Below are 21,693 nucleotides of genomic sequence, written 5' to 3'. Positions count from 1 at the left end.
GAAGCCGGCCTTGCGGGCCGGCTTCGCGGTCGATGGAGACGAGAGCCGTCAGGCGGCGCGTACTGCCGGCTCGGCGTCGAATGCCGGCTGCAGGCGATTGACGCCGCTGACGATGGCGCGGATCGAGGCGGTGATGATGTTGCCGTCGATGCCGACGCCGTAGCGGTCGCCGCCGTTGTCGCCGGCCTGCATCAGTTCGACGAAGGCGCAGGCCTGGGCGTTGCCGCCGTCCTCGCTCGCGGTGATCGAGCGTTCCTCGTAGCTGCGCACCTGGACGTCGATGCCGGCGCCGCGCAGCGCATGCACCGCAGCGTCGATCGGGCCGTTGCCTTCGCCGACGAGCAGATGGCGCGCACCGTCGATCTCGACCACGAGGCGGATGCCCTGGGCCGCGCCGTGCTCGAACAGGTGGTGCTCGACGTAGCGCACCGGCGCCGCGGAATCGACGTAGGTGCTGCGGAAGAGCTCCCACAAGGCCTCGGCCGACATTTCGCCGCCGGTGGCATCGGTGACCTGCTGCACCTCGCGCGAGAACTCCACCTGGAGCCGGCGCGGCATGACGATGCCGTACTCGGTCTCGAGCAGGTAGGCGATGCCGCCCTTGCCCGACTGGCTGTTGACGCGGATCACCGAGTCGTAGTTGCGGCCGACGTCGGCGGGGTCGATCGGCAGGTAGGGCACGTTCCACTGGGCGCCGGCCTTTTGGGCGGCGAATCCCTTCTTGATGGCGTCCTGGTGGGAGCCGGAGAAGGCAGTGAACACGAGATCCCCCACATAGGGGTGGCGTGGGTGGATGGGCAACTGGTTGCAGTATTCGACGGTGCGGGCGACGGCGTTGATGTCGGAGAAGTCGAGCCCCGGATGCACGCCCTGGGTGTAGAGGTTGAGCGCGAGGGTGACGAGGTCGACGTTGCCGGTGCGCTCGCCGTTGCCGAACAGGCAGCCTTCGACGCGGTCGGCGCCGGCCATGATGCCGAGCTCGGCCGCGGCGACGCCGGTGCCGCGGTCGTTGTGCGGGTGGAGGCTGAGCACGATGCTGTCGCGGCGGGCGAGATTGCGGTGCATCCACTCGATCTGGTCGGCGTAGATGTTGGGTGTGGATACTTCGACCGTGGCCGGGAGGTTGAGGATGACCTTGTCGTCCGGCGTCGCGCCCCATGCGGCGGTGACGGCGTCGCAGATTTCCCTGGCGAAGTCGAGTTCGGTGGCGGTGAAGGTTTCCGGGCTGTATTCGAGCGAGATGCGGGTGCCGCAGTCGGCTTCGATCTCGGCGGCGATCTGCTTGATGAGGCGTACCGCCGATACGGCGAGCTCGACGACCTGCGGCCTGTCCATGCCGAACACCACTTCGCGGAAGGTCGGCGAGGTGGCGTTATAGACGTGGACGATGGCGCGCCTGGCGCCGCGCACCGAGTCCATGGTGCGGCGGATGAGGTCTTCGCGCGCCTGGGTGAGCACCTGGATGGTGACGTCCTCGGGCACGTGGCCGCCTTCGATGAGGTGGCGGACGAAGTCGAAGTCGGTCTGCGACGCGGCCGGGAAGCCGACTTCGATTTCCTTGAAGCCGATGTCGCAGACGGTGCGGAACATGCGCATCTTGCGCTCCACGCTCATCGGCTCGAACAGCGCCTGGTTGCCGTCGCGCAGGTCGGTGCTCATCCAGATCGGCGCCTTGTCGATGGTCTTGCTCGGCCATTGGCGGTCGGCAAGCTGGACGGCGGGGAAGGGGCGGTACTTGGCGGCGGGGTTCTGAAGCATCATGGCGCGGTCCTCGTGGGCGTGGCGTGATTCGATGGGGAGAAGTCTACCCGCCCGGTCGCGGCAGACGATTGCGTTGTTGCGGTGCGGAAGCGGTTTTTACGGCGGAATGATTCACAAATTGATGATTAAGTGAAATGATCTGCCGTATCGAGCAGATTCAGGAGCCGATCATGCAACTCGACCGCTACGACCGACAGATTCTCGAAGTGCTGCAGCAGGACGGCCGCATCAGCAACCAGGACCTCGCCGACCGCATCAGCCTGTCGCCCTCGTCCTGCCTGCGGCGGCTGCGGGCGCTGGAAGAGTCCGGCCTGATCCTCGGCTACCGAGCGCTGCTCGACGCGAAGAAGCTCGGCCTGTCGCTGATGGCCTTGATCCACATCTCGATGGACCGCCACACCCCCGAGCGTTTCACCCATTTCGAAAGCGAGGTGGCGAAGATTCCGCAGGTGCTGGAATGCCTGCTGATCACCGGCCAGGATGCCGACTACCAGTTGAAGGTGATCGTCTCCGACATGGACGGCTACCAGGAGCTGCTGCTGAACCGCATCACCCGCATCCCGGGCGTCACCGGCGTGCATTCGAGCTTCGTGCTGCGGCGGGTGATCGACAACACCGCGCTGCCGGTGGGTTGATGGCTATGTTTCACAGAGCCCCTGTAAATTCTGGAAATTTTGTTATTAAATGGAATTTTTTTGCACCTCAATGCTTGGTTTAAGGCTCGGATACAGTCATGGGATCAACGCTGGACAGCTTTGATCTGCAGTTGCTGGCGCAACTGCAGGAAGACGCGCGCCTGCCTCAGGCGGAACTGGGCGCGCGGGTGAATCTCTCGACGGCAGCAGTCAACCGCCGGCTCAAGCGGCTGGCCGAGGATGGTGTGATCAGGCGCTACACAGTGGAGATCGAGCCCTCGGCGGTGGGCTATCCGCTGACGATCATCGTGGGTGTGGAGGCCGAGAGTGAGCGGATCGATTTGCTCGATGCAACAAGGCGTGTGTTCTTGTCGTGCGCGGAAGTGCAGCAGTGCTACTACGTGACGGGTGATTGGGATTTCGTCCTCATTCTGGCCGTGACGAACATGGAGCACTACAACGCACTGACACGGCAGCTGTTCTTCAGGAGCAATAACGTCAAGCGCTTCAAGACCTTTGTGGCGATGAAGCGGGAGAAGACAGGCTTGTCGCTGCCGATCGGTGGGAGAAAGCAGGTCTGACCGGTCTTCGCTCGTTCCCGGTGGGTGGTCACCGATCTTTGGAGAGGTGGGCGCGATAGAGCGATAAAATATTCAGATTAATGGGCTGAATTCAATAAAAGTCGGCATTCAAGGGAAATACTATTCCATGGCACCTACTCTTGTCAGGAGACGCCATGCAAGCCACCTCTCTTTCCCTCGATGTTCCCCTCTTGCTCGAACAGATTCGGACGCTCGGTGCCGTCGGCGCGGATCCCGTCGCCGGCGGGCGCACCCGCATCGCCTTGAGCGATGCCGAGAAAGCCGGCCGTGACCTGGTAGGACGATGGATGCGCGAGCTGCAGCTCGATGTGCGCGTTGACCGTATTGGCAATCTCTTCGGCATTCTGCATGCCGCTACCGAGGAAGGCGATCGACGGCCGCTGATGATCGGCTCGCACATCGACACGGTGTGCAATGCCGGCGCCCTGGACGGATGCTATGGTGTGCTGGCCGGTCTGGCAGTGGCCCGCGCTTACCGGACGGCGGGGGCGCAACCGGCCCGTGCCATTGTCGTGGGCGCCTTCACCAACGAGGAAGGCGTGCGCTACCAGCCGGACATGATGGGGTCGCTGGTCTATGCGGGCGGGCTTGCCGTGGATACGGCGCTGGACACCGTCGGCACGGATGGCACCCGCCTGGGGGACGAGCTCGTACGCATCGGCTATGCCGGCGATATGGAGCCGGGTTCCATCGTGCCGCATGAGTATCTGGAGCTGCACATCGAACAAGGCCCGGTGCTGGAGGCCGAAGGCCAGTTGATCGGCGTCGTCGAGAACCTGCAGGGCATCTCCTGGCAGAAGCTCACCGTGCATGGCACGGCGAACCATGCGGGCACCACGCCCACGCGGCTGCGCCATGACGCGGGCTACGTGGCGGCGGCGATCATCGCCTTTCTGCGCGAGCAGGTGGTCGGGGCCGCGCCCGAGACCACGCTGGCGACCACGGGCTCGCTGAGCTTCGAGCCGGACGTAATCAATGTCATCCCCCGCAAGGCCACGTTCACCGTGGATCTGCGCGACCCCGACGAGGGCCGCTTGCAGGCCGCCGAAAAGCGCCTGGCCGACTTCCTTGCGGACATTGCCGAACGCGAGGGCGTGAAGATCGAGGCCGAACGTCTGGTGCGCTTCGAGCCCGTGGTCTTCGACGCCGGCCTCGCGGACGAGATCGAGGCATCCGCCCAGCGCCTCGGCTTCACTCATCGACGCATGACCTCGGGCGCTGGCCACGACGCCCAGATGATCGCGCGCATCGCCCCGTCCGCCATGATCTTCGTGCCCAGCCGCAGCGGCATCAGCCACAACCCGCGCGAGCACACCGACGACGAGCAACTCGCCCAGGGAGCACAAGTGCTGCTGGACGTGGTGCAGCGGCGTCTGGCCGCCGACTGAACACATTCTTTTCGTTTTTCCGCGGAAGAAAAGACATCTTTTTGCGTCGGCCACCAATCCGGACATCGATAAATATTGATCATTTGGCCATGCGTAAAAGAGAAATTTTCCATTCCCCGCGGCCTAGACTTTCCTGAGCCAGCACATGGCGGGCGTCGAATAAGAAATGGAGGATGACATGGTGGGAACACGGGACGAGACATTGCAGCAACAGATGGTCGAATGGCGCCATGCCTTGCATCAGCACCCGGAAGTCGGCTTCGAGGAAGTGCGTACCGCGGATTACGTCGCGGCAGTGCTTGAGAGCTTCGGCCTGGAAGTGCATCGCGGCATTGGCGGCACGGGCTTGGTGGCCAGCCTGACGGTTGGCGACGGCAAGGGCGTGATCGGCCTGCGGGCCGACATGGATGCGCTGGCGATGGCCGAAACGGCCGAAGGTCGCCCCCATGTCTCTCGCAATGCCGGGTGCATGCACGGTTGCGGGCACGACGGCCACATGGCCATGGTGCTGGGCGCGGCCCGGATACTGACGGAGAGTCGCGACTTCAATGGCACGGTGCGCTTCATCTTCCAGCCGGCCGAAGAGCACGGCCGGGGTGCCAAAGCCATGATCAGCGATGGCTTGTTCGAGCGTTTTCCGGTGGATGAAATCTACGGCGCCCACAACATTCCCGGCATGCCGGCGGGCCATATCGCTACGCGGGCCGGAGGCATCATGGCCAGTGAAGACAATTTCGTCATTCGTATTCATGGCCGCGGCGGCCATGCCGCTCGCCCGCAAATGGTCATCGATCCGCTGGTGATCGCCGCAGAAATCATCCTGGCGCTGCAGACGATCGTTGGGCGTTCGGTCGACCCGTCGGATTCCGCCGTGGTGTCATGTACTGAAATCCATTCGGACGGCATTCGCAATGCGATTCCCAGCCACGTAGAAATCAGGGGCGACACCCGCAGCTACTCGCCACAAGTGCAGGCATTGCTGGAGAAGCGCATGCGCGAAATTTGTACCGGCATCGCGTCGGCTCATGGCGCGACCTGCGAAGTGGAATACACGCATGAGTTCGTGCCCACGGTGAACTGGCCCGAATGCACGCCGGTCGCCATTCGTGCCGCGCAGGCGGTGGTAGGGCAGGAAAACGTGGACGGCAATGCCGCGCCGATAATGGCCTCCGAAGATTTCGGCGCTTTTCTGAAAGTGGTGCCGGGCGCCTTCGTGTTCATCGGCAACGGCGCGCCCGGCACGCCGGGGAGCATTCCGCTGCACAACGGCAAATACGACTTCAATGACGAAATCCTGCCGATCGGATCACGCTATTTCGCCGAACTGGCCCGGAGCCGCCTGAAGGCCTGAGTCCATTCTCTGCCGCATCCCATCCTTGCCCTGACCCGCTTGGCGGGGGTCAGGCAGGGCCTTCTCACGCTTGCAAAACGACTTCAAGGATATGAAGAAAGACATCAAGACCGACACGGCACCCGCCGCCATCGGCCCCTACTCCCAGGGCGTGGTGCTTGGCAACCTGGTTTTCACCTCTGGTCAATTGCCCATCGATCCGCGTACGTCGCAGATCGAAAGCGAGGACATCAAGGCGCAGACACGGCAGTCCCTGGAAAACGTGAAGGCCGTACTCGAAAGCGGCGGAGCGTCGCTGGCGACGGTGGTCAAGACCACCTGCTTCCTGGCGGATCTGAGCGATTTTGCCGCTTTCAACGAAGTCTATACCGACTATTTCGGCTTGAACGGCGTGCCTGCCCGCTCATGCGTGGAAGCTGCCCGCCTGCCCAGGGACGCTCGTGTCGAAATCGAAGCCGTGGCCTATGTCGAGGCACCCGGCTGCGAATCCAAACGAATGATGCGAGAGTGAAAATGACAGCAAGAAGAAAAATTGAATTCCAGGCCAACGCGCACCGGCGCTCCCTCGATCCGTCGGCTCTGGCGTTTCTTTCCGAAGACGTGGCCCGGTCGGTTCGTCGTTTCCATGCCGGTCTGCCTGGCTATGCCGAGACGCCGCTGCACTCGCTGCCGGCCCTGAGCCGGACGCTGGACTTGGGCGCCGTTTTCGTCAAGGACGAGTCGCGGCGTTTTGGCCTCAATGCGTTCAAGGGGCTTGGTGGCTCCTATGCGATCGCGATGCATGTCAGCAAAAACCTGCTGGGCCGCGATGAGGTCTGCTCCTACGAGGAACTTAGCTCTGCCGCGGTACGTGCCCGTATCGGGGGCCTGACGTTCGTGACCGCAACCGATGGCAACCATGGTCGGGGGGTGGCCTGGACGGCGGAGCAGCTTGGCGTCAAGGCCATTGTCCACATGCCGAAAGGCTCTTCGCCCGTGCGTGCGGAAAATATCCGCTCGCACGGCGCGCAATGCACCATTACCGAGCACAACTACGACGACACGGTACGCATGGCTGCCGAAGCGGCTGAGGCCAATGGCTGGGTGCTGTTGCAGGATACAGCCTGGCCAGGATACGAAACCATTCCTTCGTGGATCATGCAGGGCTACCTGACCCTGGTATCGGAAGCCTACGAGCAACTGCCTCAATCGGGCGTCGATCGGCCCACTCACGTGTTCCTGCAGGCGGGCGTCGGTTCCTTCGCTGCGGCCATCATGGGGTATTGCCTGTCGCGCGCGGGGAACGAACCGCCGCGCATCGTCATTGTCGAGCCCGATCAGGCGGACTGCCTGTTCCGCTCCGCGCGGACGGTCGACGGCAGGGCGGAGATCGTATCCGGCAGCATGCCCACGATCATGGCGGGCCTGGCTTGCGGCGAGCCCAGCAGCGTGAGCTGGCCGCTGGTCCGGGATCATGCGGACGTCTTCTGCTCGGTGGAAGACCGCGTGGCCGCCGATGGCATGCGCATCCTTGCCGCTCCTGCGCCGGACGGCGATCCGCCCATCGTTTCGGGAGAGTCCGGCGCGGTAGGTGCGGGTTTGCTCTACGCCATCATGCAGGACCCGGACTTGGATCCCTTGAAGCGCCAGCTTGGGCTCGACCGGGAATCCCGCGTGCTGCTTATCAGCACCGAAGGAGACACCTCTCCCGACATCTACCGAAGCATTGTCTGGCTCGGAGGCGACGACCGATAACGGGACATCGTCAAGAGCCACGAAACAGCAGAGCCGGCCTGCGGCCGGCTACGCCCGCGGTCTCGTGCAGGGAGTACCTGGCTGGCGTTTCTCAAGCGGGCAGAAGACCCGCAAGCACAAAAAAACGAGACGCCGGCTCAGCCCGAAACGCTGGTTGGCGGGAGGCGGACATGGAAGCCACTCAAGCGAAAGCCCGCCAAGGCGATTTTGCGCCCGAGAAATGGCGATCGCAGGAGACCGCATGGATGCTGGGCCTGTTTGGCACGGCAATCGGTGCTGACGTGCTGTTCCTGCCGGCCAATGCAGGCTTCGGAGGGCTTATCCACTGCTGATCGTCACCATGCTGGCTTTTTAAATCACCTATTGCCCTGACGCGTTTCGTCGAGGTGTCGGTGGCCGCAAATGAGGGGCTCCTCGCCGTGCTTGGGAGGAGTGCGGCACTGGAATGCGCCGGGTGATCGCATTCGGCCACTTCGCGACCATCTTCAGCATCACAAACATATTGCAATTCTTTTGTTTGGCCATCCCATGCAATGAACATGGGGTCATTCAAGGTATTCATACACCAAAATATCGGAGACAAATAACCATGTCATTGACATTTGCGCGAAATTTCATTCCGCCTGTCATTCCGGCAGAGATCGACCATTGTTGTTGTTAAAGAAATCAGCCCTCGACCATTTCCGAAACTTTTTTCTTGGTGACCACAATGATCCTCTACACGATTACAGATTGGCTATGGGCCAATGTCATAGGCTATGCCTTGCTGGCTGTCGGTGCCTATTTCACCATCCGGCTCGGGTTGCCTCAAATTCGCCATTTTTCACGTTCGATCAAAACCATGCAGCGCAGCATCCAGAGCGCAACGGGCGGCGTATCTGGATTTGGCACCCTGATGGCCGCACTGGGCGGCCAACTGGGCACGGGCAGCTTGGTGGGCGTAGGCAGCGCATTGGCCATGGGCGGCCCGGGCGCGATATTCTGGATGTGGATGACGGCCATTTTTGGCATGGTCATCACCTTTTCCGAGACACTGCTTGGCCAGGCTTTTCGCCAGAAAGATCCGCAATCCGGCTATACCGGAGGGCCGTCATACTATATAGAACGCGGCCTGCGCAGCAAAGCGCTGTCGATATTCATGGCGGCACTCTATGTTCTGGGTGTCGGGATTGCCATCGCGTCCATCCAGACCCATTCGATTGCCAATTCATTTTCTCAGATCGTGTCGATCAGTCCACTGATCCCAGGGGTGATCGTCATTGCGCTGGCACTTTTCATCACCATCGGCGGCATGCAGCGCCTGGCGAACGTGTCAACCTATGTTGTGCCTTCCATGGTGATTGTCTATTTCAGCATCGTGATGCTGATCGTCGTCACAAACCTGCCGCAGGTGCCAGGGGTGTTTTCATCGATCGTCACCAGCGCGTTCACACCGCAATCCGCTGCGGGCGGCGTCATCGGCTGGACGGTGGCTGAGGCTTTCCGCAACGGTGTTGCCCGGGGCATGTTCTCGAATGACGCAGGCAATGGTGTGGCAGCGATCATGCACGCATCGGCGGATGTCCGCCATCCCGTCGACCAAGGCATGCTGGGAATGATGGGGACCTTCATCACCACGATCATCATCTGCACCTGCACGGCGCTGGCAATTTTGCTGACGGGCGCCCTGGAAACCGGCAATGCAGGCGTTCTGCTGCTGCAAAGCGCATTTGGCGAAGTGCTCGGGGTCGCGGGAGCCTGGATCGTGTTCTTCGCCATGTTCCTGTTTGGCTTCACGACGCTTGTTGCAGACATCCATTACGGCGAAGCGGGGCTCAAGTACATATTCCGGAAAAAACACAATACCGCCATCTGGCTATACCGCATCATTCTGACCATCGTTCTGCTGTTTTCCTGCGTTGTGGAACTGAAGGCCATCTGGGCGTCGATCGATCTTCTGGTGGGCTTGATTGTCCTCATCAACATCATTGCCCTGACCCTGTTGTTCAAGTATGTAAGATACATCTACAAAGACTATTTTTCTCAATTGGACCAAGGAATCAATCAACCAATCTGGAATTACGATGAAGACATCATCGAGCGCGTCAAAAAATGACCAGCCCATTGGTAGCTGATCCGTGTTTGATGAAATCTGGCTTGCAGCGAGCCTGCGCGCCATGATGGCGGGTCCGTTGGAGCGCGCTGCCTCGTAAGGCGGGACGACAGGCGCGACCTCTCTGCACCCATGGCGGCAGCGCTGATGCGTACAAAGCATTCGCCCGGCATGCTTCCCCCCGGTGTTCCCGCTGCGGCGGGGATGCCGTTGGGGGGATCTTCATCATGAGCGGCTTTCCCCCGAGCAGCGAGAGTTGCTAAACTCGTTATTCGAATCCGGAATAGCGAGTCCTGACATGAGATCCCGTACTTCCACTCCTGCCGCTGCCCTTCTTCTCTTTGCCAGCCTGCTCCTGAGCGCCCCGCTGCATGCCGCCGATCTCAACGTGGCGGTGGCGGCGAACTTCACCGCGCCGATGCAGAAGATCGCCGAAGTGTTCGAGAAGGACACCGGCCACAAGCTGGTGCTGTCCTTCGGCTCCACCGGCAAGTTCTACGCCCAGATCAAGAACGGCGCGCCTTTCGAAGTCTTGTTCGCCGCCGACGACGAAACGCCGGCTCGCCTCGAAAAGGAAGGTGGCAGCGTGGAAGGCACGCGCTTCACCTACGCCATCGGCAAGCTGGTGCTGTGGAGCAAGCAGGATGGCCTGGTCGACGACCAGGGCGAGATCCTGCGCAAGGGCACGTTCGAGCGCATCGCGATCGCCGATCCCAAGCTCGCGCCCTATGGCGCCGCTGCCATGCAGACGTTGAACAAGCTCGGCCTGGCCGACAGCCTGGCGAGCAAGTTCGTGACGGGCGAGAACATCGGCCAGACCTACCAGTTCGCCGCCACGCAGAATGCCCAGCTGGGCTTCGTCGCGCTGTCGCAGGTGTATGCCGACGGCCGCATCACCGAAGGCTCGGCCTGGATCGTGCCGGAAGATCTGTACGAACCGATCCGCCAGGACGTGCTGGTGCTGAACCAGGGCAAGGACAATCCGGCGGCTGCCGCGCTGATGGACTACATGAAGGGTGAGACCGCGAAGAAGATCATCCTCTCCTACGGCTACGCGCTCTGAGCATGGCGGTACTCGACGGCAGCGCCTGGCAGGCCATCTGGCTCACGCTCGAGCTGGCGACCCTGACCACGGTGCTGTTGCTCGTCATCGCCACGCCGCTGGCGTGGTGGCTGTCGCAGACGCGCTCGCGCTGGCGGGCGCCGATCGGCGCCCTGGTCACGCTGCCGCTGGTGCTGCCGCCGACGGTGCTGGGTTTCTACCTGCTGGTGCTGATGGGGCCGCACGGCCCCGTCGGGCAGCTGACCCAGGCGCTGGGCTGGGGCATCCTGTCCTTCAGCTTCACCGGGCTGCTGATCGGTTCGATCGTGTTCTCGCTGCCGTTCGCGGTGCAGCCGATCCAGCACGCCTTCGAGGCCATCGGCCCGCGGCCGCTCGAAGCGGCGGCGACGCTGCGCGCCAGTCCGCTCGATGCCTTCTTCACCGTGGCATTGCCGCTGGCCCGGCCGGGCATGCTGACCGCGGCGATCCTCAGCTTCGCCCACACGGTCGGCGAGTTCGGCGTCGTGCTGATGATCGGCGGCAACATCCCGGGGCAGACACGCGTCGTGTCCACCCAGATCTACGGCCACGTCGAGGCGATGGAGTACGCCCAGGCGCACTGGCTGGCGGGCGGCATGGTGGTGTTCTCCTTCCTGATCCTGCTGAGCCTGTCCCTGCTCAGGCGCAGCGGCGGAGGCTTCATGCGATGAGCGAGGACATGAACCGGGTGCGGTTCGGCCTGGCGCGCTCGGAGTTCTCCGTCGATGTCGACCTGACGCTGCCGGCGCGCGGCATCACGGTGCTGTTCGGCGCCTCGGGTTCGGGCAAGACCACGGTGCTGCGCTGTGTCGCGGGGCTGGAGCGGGCGAGCGCGGGCCTCGTCCGCATCGGCGGCGATGTGTGGCAGGACGATGCCAAGGGCGTGTTCCTGCCCACCTGGCGCCGCTCGCTGGGTTATGTGTTTCAGGAGTCCAGCCTGTTCGAGCACCTGGATGCACGGCGCAATCTCGAATACGGCTTGCGCCGTGCCAAGGTGCCGGGCGGACGGGAGGCGCTGGACGAGGCGATCGAGTTGCTCGGCATCGGCGCTCTATTGAAGCGCCGGCCGGCTCAGCTGTCCGGCGGCGAGCGCCAGCGGGTGGCGATCGCGCGCGCGCTGGCGACGCGCCCGCGCCTGCTGCTGCTGGACGAGCCGCTGGCTTCGCTCGACCTGCCGCGCAGGCGCGAGATCATGCCCTGGCTCGAACGCCTGCGCGACCAGCTTGCCGTGCCGATGCTCTACGTCACCCACTCGGTGGACGAGCTCAGCCGGCTGGCCGACCAGGTCGTGGTGCTGGAACAGGGGCGGGTGCTGGCGGTGGGGCCGGTCGGCGAGGTGCTGGCGCAGGGCGACCTGCCGGTACTGGCCGGCGAAGATGCGGCGGCGGTGGTCGAAGGCGCCGTCGACGAGTGCGATGCGCACTGGCACCTCGCCCGTGTGCGGTTCGATGGCGGGCACGCCATCTTCGTGCGTGACAGCGGGTTGGCGAAGGGCGCGCGGGTGCGCATGCGCGTACTGGCACGCGACGTCAGCCTGGCACTGGAGGCGCCGCAGCGCAGCAGCATCCAGAATCATCTGCATGGTGTTATCGAAGCCGTGATGGAGGATGTTCATCCATCGCAGGCGCTGGTGCGGGTTCGCTGTGGCGGCCAGGCGCTGCTTTCGCGCCTGACCCGCAAGTCGGTGGAAGAATTGCGGATACGGCCCGGGCTGCCGGTGTGGGCGCTGGTCAAGTCCGCGGCGGTCATCGCCTGATCATGATCGGCAGCCAGGCGGCGGTGGCCGGGAAAGCGGAGGGCGGCGGACTGCAGATGCATGGCTTGCTTCCCGTCCGCGGTATGGAAAACATGCACAGAGTCAGCCTCAACTACACGCTCGGCGCCGATGCGGCCCCCGCGCTGGTGCGCAACCCCCTGCTCGACCTGCTGCAGGCGGTCAGCGAGCGGGGTTCGATCTCGGCTGCGGCACGTCAGCTGGACCTGTCCTACCGCCACGTCTGGGGCGAGCTCAAGCGCTGGGATGCCGAGTTCGGCCAGCCGCTGATCCACTGGGAAAAAGGCCATGCCGCCCGCCTCACCGATTTCGGTGCCAAGCTGCTGTGGGCCGAACGCCAGGCGCAGGCGCGGCTGCTGCCGCAGATCGAGGCCTTGCGCGCCGACATCGAGCGCGCCTTCGCGATCGCCTTCGACGATGCTGCCCATGTGCTGACCTTCTTCGCCAGCCACGACGAAGCCCTGATCGCGCTCGGCGAGCAGGCGCGTGCGCGGCGGCTGCACCTGGACATCCGCTTCACCGGCAGCGTCGATGCCATCCGCGCGCTGAACGAAGGCCGCTGCGAGATGGCGGGCTTCCATACCCGGATCGAGCCGGCACGCGGTTCGCTGTCGCAGCGCACCTACAAGCCGCTGCTGCAGCCCGGCCGCAACAAGCTGATCGGTTTCGCCCGCCGCACCCAAGGTCTGATCGTGGCGCCGGGCAATCCGCTCGGTCTGCGGACCTTGGGCGACCTTGCCCGGAACGGCATGCGCTTCGTCAATTGCGCGCTCGGCACCGGTACGCGCGTGCTGTTCGACGAACTGCTGGCCGACGCCGGCATTTCACCCGAGTCGATACGCGGTCACGAACGTGCCGAGTCCTCGCACGCGGCAGTTGCGCACGCGATCGCCACCGGCATGGCCGACGCCGGTTTCGGCATCGAGGCCAACGCACGGATACGCGGCCTGGATTTCGTGCCGCTGGTCGAGGAAAACTATTTCCTCGCCTGTCTCAAGAGCAGCCTCGAACAGCCGGCCACCCAGGCACTGCTGGCCTTGCTGCGCATGGAGGAATGGCAGCGCCGGCTGTCCGCCCTGCCCGGCTATGCGCCGATGAGCAGTGGCGACGTGCTGCCGATGACCCGTGTGCTGCCATGGTGGCGCTTCCGCACGCCGCGCGCGGAGAAAACGGTGCCCGCGTGATGCGGGTGGACCTGGTCCGGCCGATCCGCGCATCATCGCGGCTTCGAGCCACGACGATGCCGAGGAGACTGCGCGATGAACCTGCCCACGCTGACTGACGCCCTGCTGACGGTCGAAAACCGTGTCGCCACGCTGACTTTCAACCGCGACGACCTGCGCAATGCCCTGACCGGCTCGGCACTGATCGACGACCTCTGTGCCGTCGCCGACTGGGTGAACCGCTGCGACGAGGTGTCGGTGCTGGTGCTGACCGGTGCCGGCGCGGCCTTCTCGTCCGGCGGCAACGTCAAGGACATGGCCGAGCGCGGCGGTGATTTCGCCGGCGACGTCGCCGAAGTCGCCACCCGCTATCGCCGCGGCATCCAGCGCATTCCGCTGGCGATGCAGGCGGTGGAAGTGCCGGTGATTGCCGCGGTGAACGGTCCGGCGATCGGCGCCGGCTTCGACCTGGCCAACATGGCGGACATCCGCATCGCGTCGACGAAGGCCAGGTTCGGCGAGACCTTCCTGAACCTCGGCATCATCCCCGGCGACGGCGGCGCCTGGTTCATGCAGCGCCTGATCGGCTACCAGCAGGCTTTCGAACTGACGCTGTCGGGCCGCATCGTCGACGCCGAGGAGGCGAAGCGGCTGGGCATCGTACTGGACGTGGTCGCACCGGACGAACTGTTGCCGCGCGCCCATGCCCTGGCGGCCCGCTTCGCCGCCCAGCCGCCGAAAGCGCTGCGCCTGACCAAGCGGCTGATGAAGATGGCGCAGCGCATGGAGCTGAAGGATTTCCTCGACCTGTGTGCGGCCTTCCAGGGCATGTGCCACAACGAGCCGGAGCATCTGGAGGCGGTCAATCGCATGCTGGCGGCGCAGAAGCGCTGAGTGAAAAATGAACCCGGGTATTGAATAAGCTGCTGTTTGGAATGTGAAATTCCGTGAAACATGGCGGCAAAAACTAGCCCTTCCGGGCTCGACGGCGTAGAATCCCGCCCCTTGTTCACGCCTTGCAGCATGGAGCGCATCATGCTCTACCCCACTCGTTTCGATGTCATCGTCGTCGGCGGCGGCCACGCCGGGACCGAGGCCGCGCTGGCCGCGGCGCGCATGGGCGCGTCGACCCTGCTGCTCACCCACAACATCGAGACGCTGGGGGCGATGAGCTGCAATCCGTCGATCGGCGGCATCGGCAAGGGCCATCTGGTCAAGGAAGTCGATGCGCTGGGCGGCGCGATGGCGGCGGCCACCGACGAGGGCGGCATCCAGTTCCGCATCCTGAACGCCTCGAAGGGGCCGGCGGTGCGCGCCACCCGTGCCCAGGCCGACCGTGTGCTGTACAAGGCGGCGATCCGCAAGCGGCTGGAGAACCAGTCCAATCTGTGGCTGTTCCAGCAGGCGGTGGATGACCTGACCGTGGTCGGCGACCGCGTCACCGGCGTGGTGACCCAGATCGGCCTGCGCTTCGAGGCGCCGGCGGTGGTGCTGACCGCCGGCACCTTCCTGAACGGCCTGGTGCATGTGGGCCTGCAGCACTACGCCGCCGGCCGTGCCGGCGATCCGCCGGCGGTGTCGCTCGGCGCGCGGCTGAAGGAGCTCGCGCTGCCGCAGGGCCGGCTCAAGACCGGCACGCCGCCGCGGCTGGATGCGCGCACGATCGACTTCTCGGTGATGACGGTGCAGCCGGGCGACGATCCGGTGCCGGTGTTCTCCTTCCTCGGCCGCGCCGAGCAGCATCCGCGCCAGCTGCCGTGCTGGATGACGCAGACCAATGTGCAGACGCACGACGTCATCCGCGCCAACCTCGACCGCTCGCCGATGTATTCGGGCGTCATCGAAGGCGTCGGGCCGCGCTACTGTCCGTCGATCGAGGACAAGATCCACCGCTTCGCCGACAAGGACAGCCACAACATCTTCCTCGAGCCGGAAGGCCTGGAAACGCACGAGATCTACCCCAACGGCATCTCGACCTCGCTGCCCTTCGACGTCCAGCTGCAGATCGTGCGCTCGATCCGCGGCCTGGAGAACGCGCACATCCTGCGCCCGGGCTATGCGATCGAGTACGACTACTTCGACCCGCGCAACCTCAAGGCCAGTCTCGAGACCAAGTCGATCGGCGGCCTGTTCTTCGCCGGCCAGATCAACGGCACCACCGGCTACGAGGAAGCCGCCGCGCAAGGCCTGCTGGCCGGCGCCAATGCCGCGCTGCAGGTGCAGGGCCGCGAAGCCTGGTGTCCGCGCCGCGACGAAGCCTACCTGGGCGTGCTGGTGGACGACCTGATCACGCGCGGGGTGTCCGAGCCCTACCGCATGTTCACCTCGCGCGCCGAATACCGCCTGAGCCTGCGCGAGGACAACGCCGACCTGCGCCTGACCGAGAAGGGCCGCGAACTCGGCCTGGTCGACGATGTGCGCTGGGAGGCCTTCTGCCGCAAGCGCGAAGCGATCGAGCGCGGCAGCGCGTTGCTGAAAGCGGCCTGGGCGCGGCCCGAGGTCATTCCGGCCGAAGACCAGCAGCGCGTGCTGGGCAAGCCGCTGGAGCGCGAGCAGCGTTATTTCGAGCTGCTGCGCCGGCCGGAAACCGACTATGCCTCGCTGATGAGCCTGCCGGGCGCGCCGGAAGCGGCCGAGACCGACCCGCAGGTGATCGAGCAGATCGAGATCGCCGCCAAGTACCAGGGCTACATCGACCGCCAGCAGGAGGAAGTGGCGAAGCAGGCGCAGGCCGAAGCCACTCGCCTGCCGGCGGAGCTGGACTACGCCGAAGTGCGCGGGCTGTCGAAGGAAGTGCAGCAGAAGCTGAACCTGCACCGGCCCGAGACCATCGGCCAGGCCGGCCGCATCCAGGGCGTGACGCCGGCGGCGATCTCGCTGCTGCTGGTGTGGCTGAAGCGCCGTGATCTGGCGGCACGAACGGGTGGTACGGATGCCGCGGCGCGGAGGCCGGCGGCATGAGCGGACGGCTGCAGGCTCATGCCGGCCAACTGGCCGACGGCATCGCCGAGCTCGGCCTGGTGCTGGCCGAGGAGACGGTCGAGCGCCTGCTCGCTTTCGGCGAACTGCTGCTGAAGTGGAACAAGGTCTACAACCTGACCGCGATCCGCAACCCGCAGGAAGTCATCACCCACCATCTGCTCGATTCGCTGGTCGTGCTGCCGCAACTGCCGGCCGCCGGCCGCCTGGCCGACATCGGTTCGGGCGGCGGGCTGCCGGGCGTGGTGCTGGCGATCGTGAATCCCGGGCTGATCGTCAGCTCGATCGAGACCGTCGGCAAGAAGGCGAGCTTCCAGCAGCAGGCGAAGATCGAGCTGGGGCTCGGCAACTTCGGCGTCTTCAACAAACGCGTGGAGCAGGTACGGGCCGAAGACCTGCCGGGCGGCGCGGCCGACGGCGTGATTTCGCGGGCCTTCTCCAGCCTGGCCGACTTCGTGAACCTGTCCGGCCATCTCGTCGCCGACGGCGGTGCGCTGTATGCGATGAAGGGCGTTCATCCTGCCGACGAGATCGCGGCCCTGCCCGCGGGCTGGGCGGTGGCCGAGCTGCGCGCGCTGACGGTGCCGGGGCTGGAGGCCGAGCGCCATCTGCTCGTTCTTCGCCGCACCGGGGATGGAACGGGCTGATGCATCGCAACATTGAAGTACACTCGGGGCTCCGCGCCATGCGCACAGCCCCTGCAAACGGAACAGCCTGATTCGACCATGGCCAAGATTTTTTGCGTCGCCAACCAGAAAGGCGGGGTGGGCAAGACCACCACCTGCGTCAACCTCGCCGCCGCGCTGCAACTGGCCGGCCAGCGCACGCTGCTGATCGACCTCGATCCGCAGGGCAACGCGACGATGGGCAGCGGCATCGACAAACGCGGCCTGAAGGCGTCGATCTACCAGCTGCTGGTGGGCCTGGAAGACCTCGCCGGCGTGCGCGTCACTTCGCCGACCGGCGGTTACGACGTGCTGCCGGCCAACCGCGACCTCGCCGGCGCCGAAGTCGAGCTGGTCGATCTCGAGCAGCGCGAGAAGCGGCTGCGCAATGCGCTGGCGCCCTTCGACGCCGACTACGACTTCGTCCTCATCGACTGCCCGCCTTCGCTGTCGATGCTGACGCTGAACGGCCTGTGCTGCGCCAACGGCGTGATCATCCCGATGCAGTGCGAGTACTACGCGCTGGAAGGGCTGTCCGACCTGGTCAACACGATCAAGAAGGTGCATGCCAACCTCAACCGCGACCTCAAGATCATCGGCCTGCTGCGGGTGATGTTCGATCCGCGCATGACGCTGCAGCAGCAGGTTTCCGCCCAGCTCGAAGGGCATTTCGGCGACAAGGTGTTCCGCGCCATCGTGCCGCGCAACGTCCGTCTCGCCGAGGCGCCCAGCCACGGCATGCCGGGCGTGGTGTTCGACAGGGCGGCCAAGGGGGCGCAGGCCTACATGGCTTTCGCACGCGAGATGATCGAGCGCGCCAGGACCTTCTGAATCCGGACACGACCATGAACAAACCCAGACTCAAGGGCCTCGGCCGCGGACTCGATGCGCTGCTGGCGGCCAACCAGGACGACGAACCCGAGAAGGGCGAGCTGCAGGCCTTGCCGACGATCGCGCTGCAGCCGGGCAAGTACCAGCCGCGCACGCGCATGGACCCGGGCTCGTTGGAGGAACTGGCGGCCTCGATCAAGGCACAGGGCGTCATGCAGCCGATCATGGTGCGGCCGGTGGGCGAGGACAGCTACGAGATCATCGCCGGCGAGCGCCGCTGGCGTGCCTCGCAGATCGCCGGCCTGGCAGAAGTGCCCTGCCTGGTGCGCGAGATCCCGGACGAAGCGGCGCTGGCGATGTCGCTGATCGAGAACATCCAGCGCGAAGACCTGAATCCGCTCGAGGAGGCCAGCGGCATCCAGCGCCTGATCGACGAGTTCGAGATGACCCACCAGCAGGCCGCCGATGCGGTCGGACGTTCGCGGCCGGCGGCATCGAACCTGCTGCGCCTGCTCAACCTCGCCAAGCCGGTGCAGGAGCTGCTGATGGCCGGCGACATCGACATGGGCCATGCGCGCGCGCTGCTGCCGCTCGACGGCGCCAGCCAGATCCAGTTGGCTAACCAGGTCGCCGCCCGCCAGTTGTCGGTGCGCGACACCGAGCGCCTGGTGCAGCAGATCCTGAACCCCCGCCAGAAGAAGCCTGCGCATCAGCCGGACCGCGACCTGCTGCGGCTGGAAGAAGAGATCGCCGACAGCATCGGCGCTTCGGTGAAGATCCGGGCCAACAAGAAGGGCGCCGGCGAAGTCACGATCCGCTTCGGCAGCCTGGACCAGCTCGACGGCCTGCTCGGAAGGCTGCGCTGAGCGGAAAGGCGCATGGCATGGTTCTCAATGCTGCGCGACTGCACACGGCAGTCGAACGAAACGAATATTTTCTATAAGATATACGACAGCTGACGGGCTGTTTGCTGCAATGCAACTCAGGTTTGACTTTGCTGTGGATAACCCCTAGTATTCGCGGGATTTTTCGGCGGTCTCCGGCCGAATCGGCAGCTGGGCGCAACAATCGATGTTAAAGGCCGTTCTACTGCAGTTGTGTGCAACGATCCTCGCGGTGGCTGTTTCCGCCGCATTGTTCGGGGCGCGAGGTGCGATTTCTGCAGCGGGCGGCGGGTTGGCGTGCGTGTTGCCGAGCTGGATGTTTGCCGTGCGTCTTGCCGCGATCTCGCGCAAGGCGGGCACGGCGAGCGTGACTGCTTTCGTCGTGGGCGAGCTTGTCAAGGTCGCCTCGATCGTGGGATTACTGGTGCTGGTGTGGGCCCTGTATCCGCAGCTCCACTGGGGAGCGATGCTGATCGGCCTGATCCTGGCACTCAAGGCGAATTTATTTGCATTTTTGGTGAAGACCTGACATGGCTGGCAACGCTCCCACCGCATCCGAATACGTAATCCACCACCTCGGACACTTCAACAATACCGGGCATCCGCAAGAGAACATCGTCAATTGGGGGGTCATCAACCTCGATTCGATGTTCTTTTCGATCGCGCTGGGCCTGTTCACCGTCTTCCTGCTGTGGCTGGCCGCGCGCAAGGCGACTTCGGGCGTGCCCGGGCGTTTCCAGGGCATCGTCGAACTGCTGGTCGAAATGGTCGCCGACCAGGCCAAGGGCATCGTGCATAGCGCCGAGTCGCGCAAGTTCGTCGCCCCGCTGGCGCTGACCGTGTTCGTCTGGATCTTCCTGATGAATGCGATGGACCTGCTGCCGGTCGATCTGATCCCGATGCTCTGGACCGGCGTCTATTCCGCCGCCGGCGGCGATCCGGCCCACGCCTACATGCGCGTCGTCGCCACCGCCGACCTGTCGGCCGCGCTGGGTCTGTCGATCGGCGTGCTGCTGCTGTGCCTGTACTACAACGTCAAGATCAAGGGCGTGTCGGGCTGGGTGCACGAACTCTTCACCGCGCCCTTCGGCAGCCACCCGCTGCTGTATCCGGTGAACTTCGCCATGCAGATCATCGAATTCCTGGCCAAGACCGTGTCCCACGGCATGCGGTTGTTCGGCAACATGTATGCCGGCGAGCTGGTGTTCATCCTGATCGCGCTGCTGGGCGGCACCGCCACCGTGTTCGGCTTCGCCGGCCACGTGATCGCCGGCACCATCTGGGCGATCTTCCACATCCTGATCATCACGCTGCAGGCCTTCATCTTCATGATGCTGACCCTGGTGTATGTCGGTCAGGCGCACGAAAGCCACTAAAAACAAGTTTCAGCTTCATCTTCAACGTAGTACCTGGTTTTTAAACTCACCTTCCCCACTAAGGAGTCGTCATGGAAAACGTTCTGGGTTTTGTTGCTCTGGCTGCTGGTCTGATCATCGGTCTGGGTGCCATCGGTGCTTGTATCGGTATCGGCATCATGGGTTCCAAGTACCTCGAAGCTTCCGCTCGCCAGCCTGAACTGATGAACGCCCTGCAGACCAAGATGTTCCTGCTGGCCGGTCTGATCGACGCCGCATTCCTGATCGGTGTCGGTATCGCCATGATGTTCGCCTTCGCCAACCCGTTCCAGCTCTGATCGGTTCGAGTTCATCCTTTTTTGAACCAACCTGAGGGCCAAGAACCGTGAATTTGAACGCAACCCTGATAGCCCAGCTCGTTGTGTTCTTCATTCTGGCGTGGTTCACGATGAAATTCGTGTGGCCGCCCATCGTGAAGGCACTGGACGAGCGTGCGAAGAAAATCGCCGACGGGCTGGCAGCTGCGGACAAGGCCAAGGCCGATCTGGCACTCGCCGAGAAGAAGGTCGTCGAGGAACTGCGCAAGGCCCGCGAATCCGCGGGTGATGTGCGCACCTCCGCTGAAAAGCAGGCGAGCCAGCTTGTCGACGAAGCCCGTGCCGAAGCCGCCCGCATCATTGCGGCCGCCCGCGAAGCCGCCGAGGCTGAAGCCGGTGTCGCATCCCAGCGCGCCAAGGAAGCACTGCGCGACCAAGTCGCCAGCCTGGCCGTCGCCGGTGCCGAGAAGATCCTGCGCCGCGAAATCAACGCCCAGGTGCACAGCGAATTGCTTGCCAACCTGAAACAGGAACTGCAATAAGTCATGGCCGAGAACGTCACCATCGCGCGCCCCTATGCGGATGCCGCCTTCGAGCTGGCTCGCGGGGCAGGTGCGCTGGGGCCTTGGTCGGAAGCACTGGATCGGCTCGCCGCCCTGGCAGCCGATCCGGACATGCGGGCCTGCATCGCCGATCCCAATCTCAGCGCCGACCAGCTCGTGCAGCTGGTGCTGGATGTGGCCGGAACCCTGTCCGCTGAACAGCAGAACTTCGTCCGCGTGCTCGTGGATAACGAACGTCTGCAGTTGCTTCCCGAGATCCGTGACCTGTTCGTTGCACTGAAGAACGAACACGAAGGTGTCCTGGAGGCTGAAATCGCCTCTGCCTTCCCCCTCGACGATGCGACCCTGGCATCGCTCAAGTCCGACCTCGAAGCCCGCTTCAAGGCCAGACTGAACATCCAGGTCCATATCGATCCCGCTCTCATCGGTGGGGTCCGCATCGCCGTCGGCGACGAAGTCATCGACGCCTCGGTACGCGGCAAGCTCGCGAACATGGCCGCTGCGCTAAAGAACTAGGA

Annotated in this window: 23 protein-coding genes; 22 read left to right on the top strand and 1 reads right to left on the bottom strand. The window is 64.2% G+C overall.

The features are described from left to right. Positions 1 to 48: 48 nt before the first annotated feature. The gene (gene leuA / locus AAFL97_RS20990; protein ID WP_341646583.1) at positions 49 to 1,761 is read right to left on the bottom strand and encodes a 2-isopropylmalate synthase; all 1,713 of its coding nucleotides are present in this window, start codon (positions 1,759 to 1,761) and stop codon (positions 49 to 51) included. 170 nt (positions 1,762 to 1,931) lie between these two features. Between leuA and AAFL97_RS20985 the strand changes: the two genes are divergently transcribed. From AAFL97_RS20985 to AAFL97_RS20880, 22 genes are all read left to right on the top strand, one after another. Next, entirely contained in the window at positions 1,932 to 2,396 is a 465-nt protein-coding gene (locus AAFL97_RS20985; protein WP_341646582.1) for an Lrp/AsnC family transcriptional regulator, read from the top strand. Positions 2,397 to 2,494: 98 nt separating this feature from the next. Continuing rightward, the gene (locus AAFL97_RS20980) at positions 2,495 to 2,977 is read left to right on the top strand and encodes an Lrp/AsnC family transcriptional regulator (RefSeq protein WP_341646581.1); all 483 of its coding nucleotides are present in this window, start codon (positions 2,495 to 2,497) and stop codon (positions 2,975 to 2,977) included. A gap of 155 nt (positions 2,978 to 3,132) precedes the next feature. Then, the gene (locus AAFL97_RS20975) at positions 3,133 to 4,386 is read left to right on the top strand and encodes a Zn-dependent hydrolase (RefSeq protein WP_341646580.1); all 1,254 of its coding nucleotides are present in this window, start codon (positions 3,133 to 3,135) and stop codon (positions 4,384 to 4,386) included. 166 nt (positions 4,387 to 4,552) lie between these two features. Continuing rightward, positions 4,553 to 5,737 carry a M20 aminoacylase family protein gene (locus tag AAFL97_RS20970; RefSeq protein ID WP_341646579.1) on the top strand — a complete coding sequence of 395 codons (1,185 nt, stop codon included), beginning with the start codon at positions 4,553 to 4,555 and terminating at the stop codon, positions 5,735 to 5,737. Between the two features lie 70 nt (positions 5,738 to 5,807). Continuing rightward, the gene (locus AAFL97_RS20965) at positions 5,808 to 6,248 is read left to right on the top strand and encodes a RidA family protein (RefSeq protein ID WP_341646578.1); all 441 of its coding nucleotides are present in this window, start codon (positions 5,808 to 5,810) and stop codon (positions 6,246 to 6,248) included. A 2-nt stretch (positions 6,249 to 6,250) separates the two neighbouring features. Continuing rightward, the gene (gene dpaL / locus AAFL97_RS20960) at positions 6,251 to 7,471 is read left to right on the top strand and encodes a diaminopropionate ammonia-lyase (RefSeq protein WP_341646577.1); all 1,221 of its coding nucleotides are present in this window, start codon (positions 6,251 to 6,253) and stop codon (positions 7,469 to 7,471) included. Positions 7,472 to 7,641: 170 nt separating this feature from the next. Beyond that, entirely contained in the window at positions 7,642 to 7,803 is a 162-nt protein-coding gene (locus AAFL97_RS20955) for a hypothetical protein (RefSeq protein WP_341646576.1), read from the top strand. A 377-nt stretch (positions 7,804 to 8,180) separates the two neighbouring features. After that, positions 8,181 to 9,566 (top strand): alanine/glycine:cation symporter family protein, encoded by a 1,386-nt coding sequence (locus tag AAFL97_RS20950; protein WP_341646575.1) that lies wholly within the window; start codon positions 8,181 to 8,183, stop codon positions 9,564 to 9,566. A 295-nt stretch (positions 9,567 to 9,861) separates the two neighbouring features. Further along, positions 9,862 to 10,626 carry a molybdate ABC transporter substrate-binding protein gene (gene modA / locus AAFL97_RS20945; RefSeq protein ID WP_341646574.1) on the top strand — a complete coding sequence of 255 codons (765 nt, stop codon included), beginning with the start codon at positions 9,862 to 9,864 and terminating at the stop codon, positions 10,624 to 10,626. A 2-nt stretch (positions 10,627 to 10,628) separates the two neighbouring features. Continuing rightward, positions 10,629 to 11,315, top strand: coding sequence for a molybdate ABC transporter permease subunit (gene modB / locus AAFL97_RS20940; RefSeq protein WP_341646573.1), 687 nt, complete (start codon positions 10,629 to 10,631; stop codon positions 11,313 to 11,315). After that, positions 11,312 to 12,400 (top strand): molybdenum ABC transporter ATP-binding protein, encoded by a 1,089-nt coding sequence (modC, locus tag AAFL97_RS20935; protein ID WP_341646572.1) that lies wholly within the window; start codon positions 11,312 to 11,314, stop codon positions 12,398 to 12,400. The genes modB and modC overlap by 4 nt, the downstream gene beginning before the upstream one ends. Before the next feature lie 92 nt (positions 12,401 to 12,492). Continuing rightward, positions 12,493 to 13,602 (top strand): substrate-binding domain-containing protein, encoded by a 1,110-nt coding sequence (locus AAFL97_RS20930; protein WP_341646571.1) that lies wholly within the window; start codon positions 12,493 to 12,495, stop codon positions 13,600 to 13,602. 75 nt (positions 13,603 to 13,677) lie between these two features. After that, the gene (locus tag AAFL97_RS20925) at positions 13,678 to 14,475 is read left to right on the top strand and encodes an enoyl-CoA hydratase-related protein (protein ID WP_341646570.1); all 798 of its coding nucleotides are present in this window, start codon (positions 13,678 to 13,680) and stop codon (positions 14,473 to 14,475) included. 141 nt (positions 14,476 to 14,616) lie between these two features. Further along, on the top strand, positions 14,617 to 16,542 hold the full coding sequence (mnmG, locus tag AAFL97_RS20920) for a tRNA uridine-5-carboxymethylaminomethyl(34) synthesis enzyme MnmG (protein ID WP_341646569.1): 1,926 nt from the start codon (positions 14,617 to 14,619) through the stop codon (positions 16,540 to 16,542). Continuing rightward, positions 16,539 to 17,207: a 16S rRNA (guanine(527)-N(7))-methyltransferase RsmG gene (gene rsmG / locus AAFL97_RS20915; RefSeq protein WP_341646568.1), complete on the top strand. Its 669-nt coding sequence runs from the start codon at positions 16,539 to 16,541 to the stop codon at positions 17,205 to 17,207. Before mnmG ends, rsmG begins: the two co-directional genes overlap by 4 nt. A gap of 78 nt (positions 17,208 to 17,285) precedes the next feature. Beyond that, a complete protein-coding gene (locus tag AAFL97_RS20910; RefSeq protein WP_068636704.1) occupies positions 17,286 to 18,056 on the top strand; it encodes a ParA family protein in 771 nt (256 codons plus the stop codon). Positions 18,057 to 18,070: 14 nt separating this feature from the next. Next, entirely contained in the window at positions 18,071 to 18,922 is an 852-nt protein-coding gene (locus AAFL97_RS20905) for a ParB/RepB/Spo0J family partition protein (RefSeq protein ID WP_341646567.1), read from the top strand. Between the two features lie 205 nt (positions 18,923 to 19,127). Then, a complete protein-coding gene (locus tag AAFL97_RS20900) occupies positions 19,128 to 19,469 on the top strand; it encodes an ATP synthase subunit I (RefSeq protein WP_341646566.1) in 342 nt (113 codons plus the stop codon). A gap of 1 nt (position 19,470) precedes the next feature. Further along, positions 19,471 to 20,316: a F0F1 ATP synthase subunit A gene (gene atpB, locus AAFL97_RS20895; protein ID WP_341646565.1), complete on the top strand. Its 846-nt coding sequence runs from the start codon at positions 19,471 to 19,473 to the stop codon at positions 20,314 to 20,316. Between the two features lie 71 nt (positions 20,317 to 20,387). Continuing rightward, the gene (atpE, locus tag AAFL97_RS20890; RefSeq protein ID WP_002925444.1) at positions 20,388 to 20,633 is read left to right on the top strand and encodes a F0F1 ATP synthase subunit C; all 246 of its coding nucleotides are present in this window, start codon (positions 20,388 to 20,390) and stop codon (positions 20,631 to 20,633) included. Between the two features lie 47 nt (positions 20,634 to 20,680). After that, complete coding sequence (locus AAFL97_RS20885) at positions 20,681 to 21,154, top strand: F0F1 ATP synthase subunit B (protein ID WP_263460214.1); 474 nt, start codon at positions 20,681 to 20,683, stop codon at positions 21,152 to 21,154. 3 nt (positions 21,155 to 21,157) lie between these two features. Beyond that, positions 21,158 to 21,691, top strand: a complete 534-nt coding sequence (locus AAFL97_RS20880) for a F0F1 ATP synthase subunit delta (RefSeq protein ID WP_341646564.1) — start codon at positions 21,158 to 21,160, stop codon at positions 21,689 to 21,691. Positions 21,692 to 21,693: the final 2 nt, after the last annotated feature.

Source organism: Thauera sp. SDU_THAU2 (assembly GCF_038260575.1).
GTDB lineage: Bacteria > Pseudomonadota > Gammaproteobacteria > Burkholderiales > Rhodocyclaceae > Thauera.
This window is presented reverse-complemented; position numbering and strand designations above follow the sequence as displayed.

Coding starts and splice junctions, on each gene's coding strand:
- leuA (WP_341646583.1), bottom strand. CDS start 1,761: ATGATGCTTCAGAACCCCGCCGCCAAGTACCGCCCCTTCCCCGCCGTC.
- AAFL97_RS20985 (WP_341646582.1), top strand. CDS start 1,932: ATGCAACTCGACCGCTACGACCGACAGATTCTCGAAGTGCTGCAGCAG.
- AAFL97_RS20980 (WP_341646581.1), top strand. CDS start 2,495: ATGGGATCAACGCTGGACAGCTTTGATCTGCAGTTGCTGGCGCAACTG.
- AAFL97_RS20975 (WP_341646580.1), top strand. CDS start 3,133: ATGCAAGCCACCTCTCTTTCCCTCGATGTTCCCCTCTTGCTCGAACAG.
- AAFL97_RS20970 (WP_341646579.1), top strand. CDS start 4,553: ATGGAGGATGACATGGTGGGAACACGGGACGAGACATTGCAGCAACAG.
- dpaL (WP_341646577.1), top strand. CDS start 6,251: ATGACAGCAAGAAGAAAAATTGAATTCCAGGCCAACGCGCACCGGCGC.
- AAFL97_RS20955 (WP_341646576.1), top strand. CDS start 7,642: ATGGAAGCCACTCAAGCGAAAGCCCGCCAAGGCGATTTTGCGCCCGAG.
- AAFL97_RS20950 (WP_341646575.1), top strand. CDS start 8,181: ATGATCCTCTACACGATTACAGATTGGCTATGGGCCAATGTCATAGGC.
- modA (WP_341646574.1), top strand. CDS start 9,862: ATGAGATCCCGTACTTCCACTCCTGCCGCTGCCCTTCTTCTCTTTGCC.
- modB (WP_341646573.1), top strand. CDS start 10,629: ATGGCGGTACTCGACGGCAGCGCCTGGCAGGCCATCTGGCTCACGCTC.
- modC (WP_341646572.1), top strand. CDS start 11,312: ATGAGCGAGGACATGAACCGGGTGCGGTTCGGCCTGGCGCGCTCGGAG.
- AAFL97_RS20930 (WP_341646571.1), top strand. CDS start 12,493: ATGCACAGAGTCAGCCTCAACTACACGCTCGGCGCCGATGCGGCCCCC.
- AAFL97_RS20925 (WP_341646570.1), top strand. CDS start 13,678: ATGAACCTGCCCACGCTGACTGACGCCCTGCTGACGGTCGAAAACCGT.
- mnmG (WP_341646569.1), top strand. CDS start 14,617: ATGCTCTACCCCACTCGTTTCGATGTCATCGTCGTCGGCGGCGGCCAC.
- rsmG (WP_341646568.1), top strand. CDS start 16,539: ATGAGCGGACGGCTGCAGGCTCATGCCGGCCAACTGGCCGACGGCATC.
- AAFL97_RS20910 (WP_068636704.1), top strand. CDS start 17,286: ATGGCCAAGATTTTTTGCGTCGCCAACCAGAAAGGCGGGGTGGGCAAG.
- AAFL97_RS20905 (WP_341646567.1), top strand. CDS start 18,071: ATGAACAAACCCAGACTCAAGGGCCTCGGCCGCGGACTCGATGCGCTG.
- AAFL97_RS20900 (WP_341646566.1), top strand. CDS start 19,128: ATGTTAAAGGCCGTTCTACTGCAGTTGTGTGCAACGATCCTCGCGGTG.
- atpB (WP_341646565.1), top strand. CDS start 19,471: ATGGCTGGCAACGCTCCCACCGCATCCGAATACGTAATCCACCACCTC.
- atpE (WP_002925444.1), top strand. CDS start 20,388: ATGGAAAACGTTCTGGGTTTTGTTGCTCTGGCTGCTGGTCTGATCATC.
- AAFL97_RS20880 (WP_341646564.1), top strand. CDS start 21,158: ATGGCCGAGAACGTCACCATCGCGCGCCCCTATGCGGATGCCGCCTTC.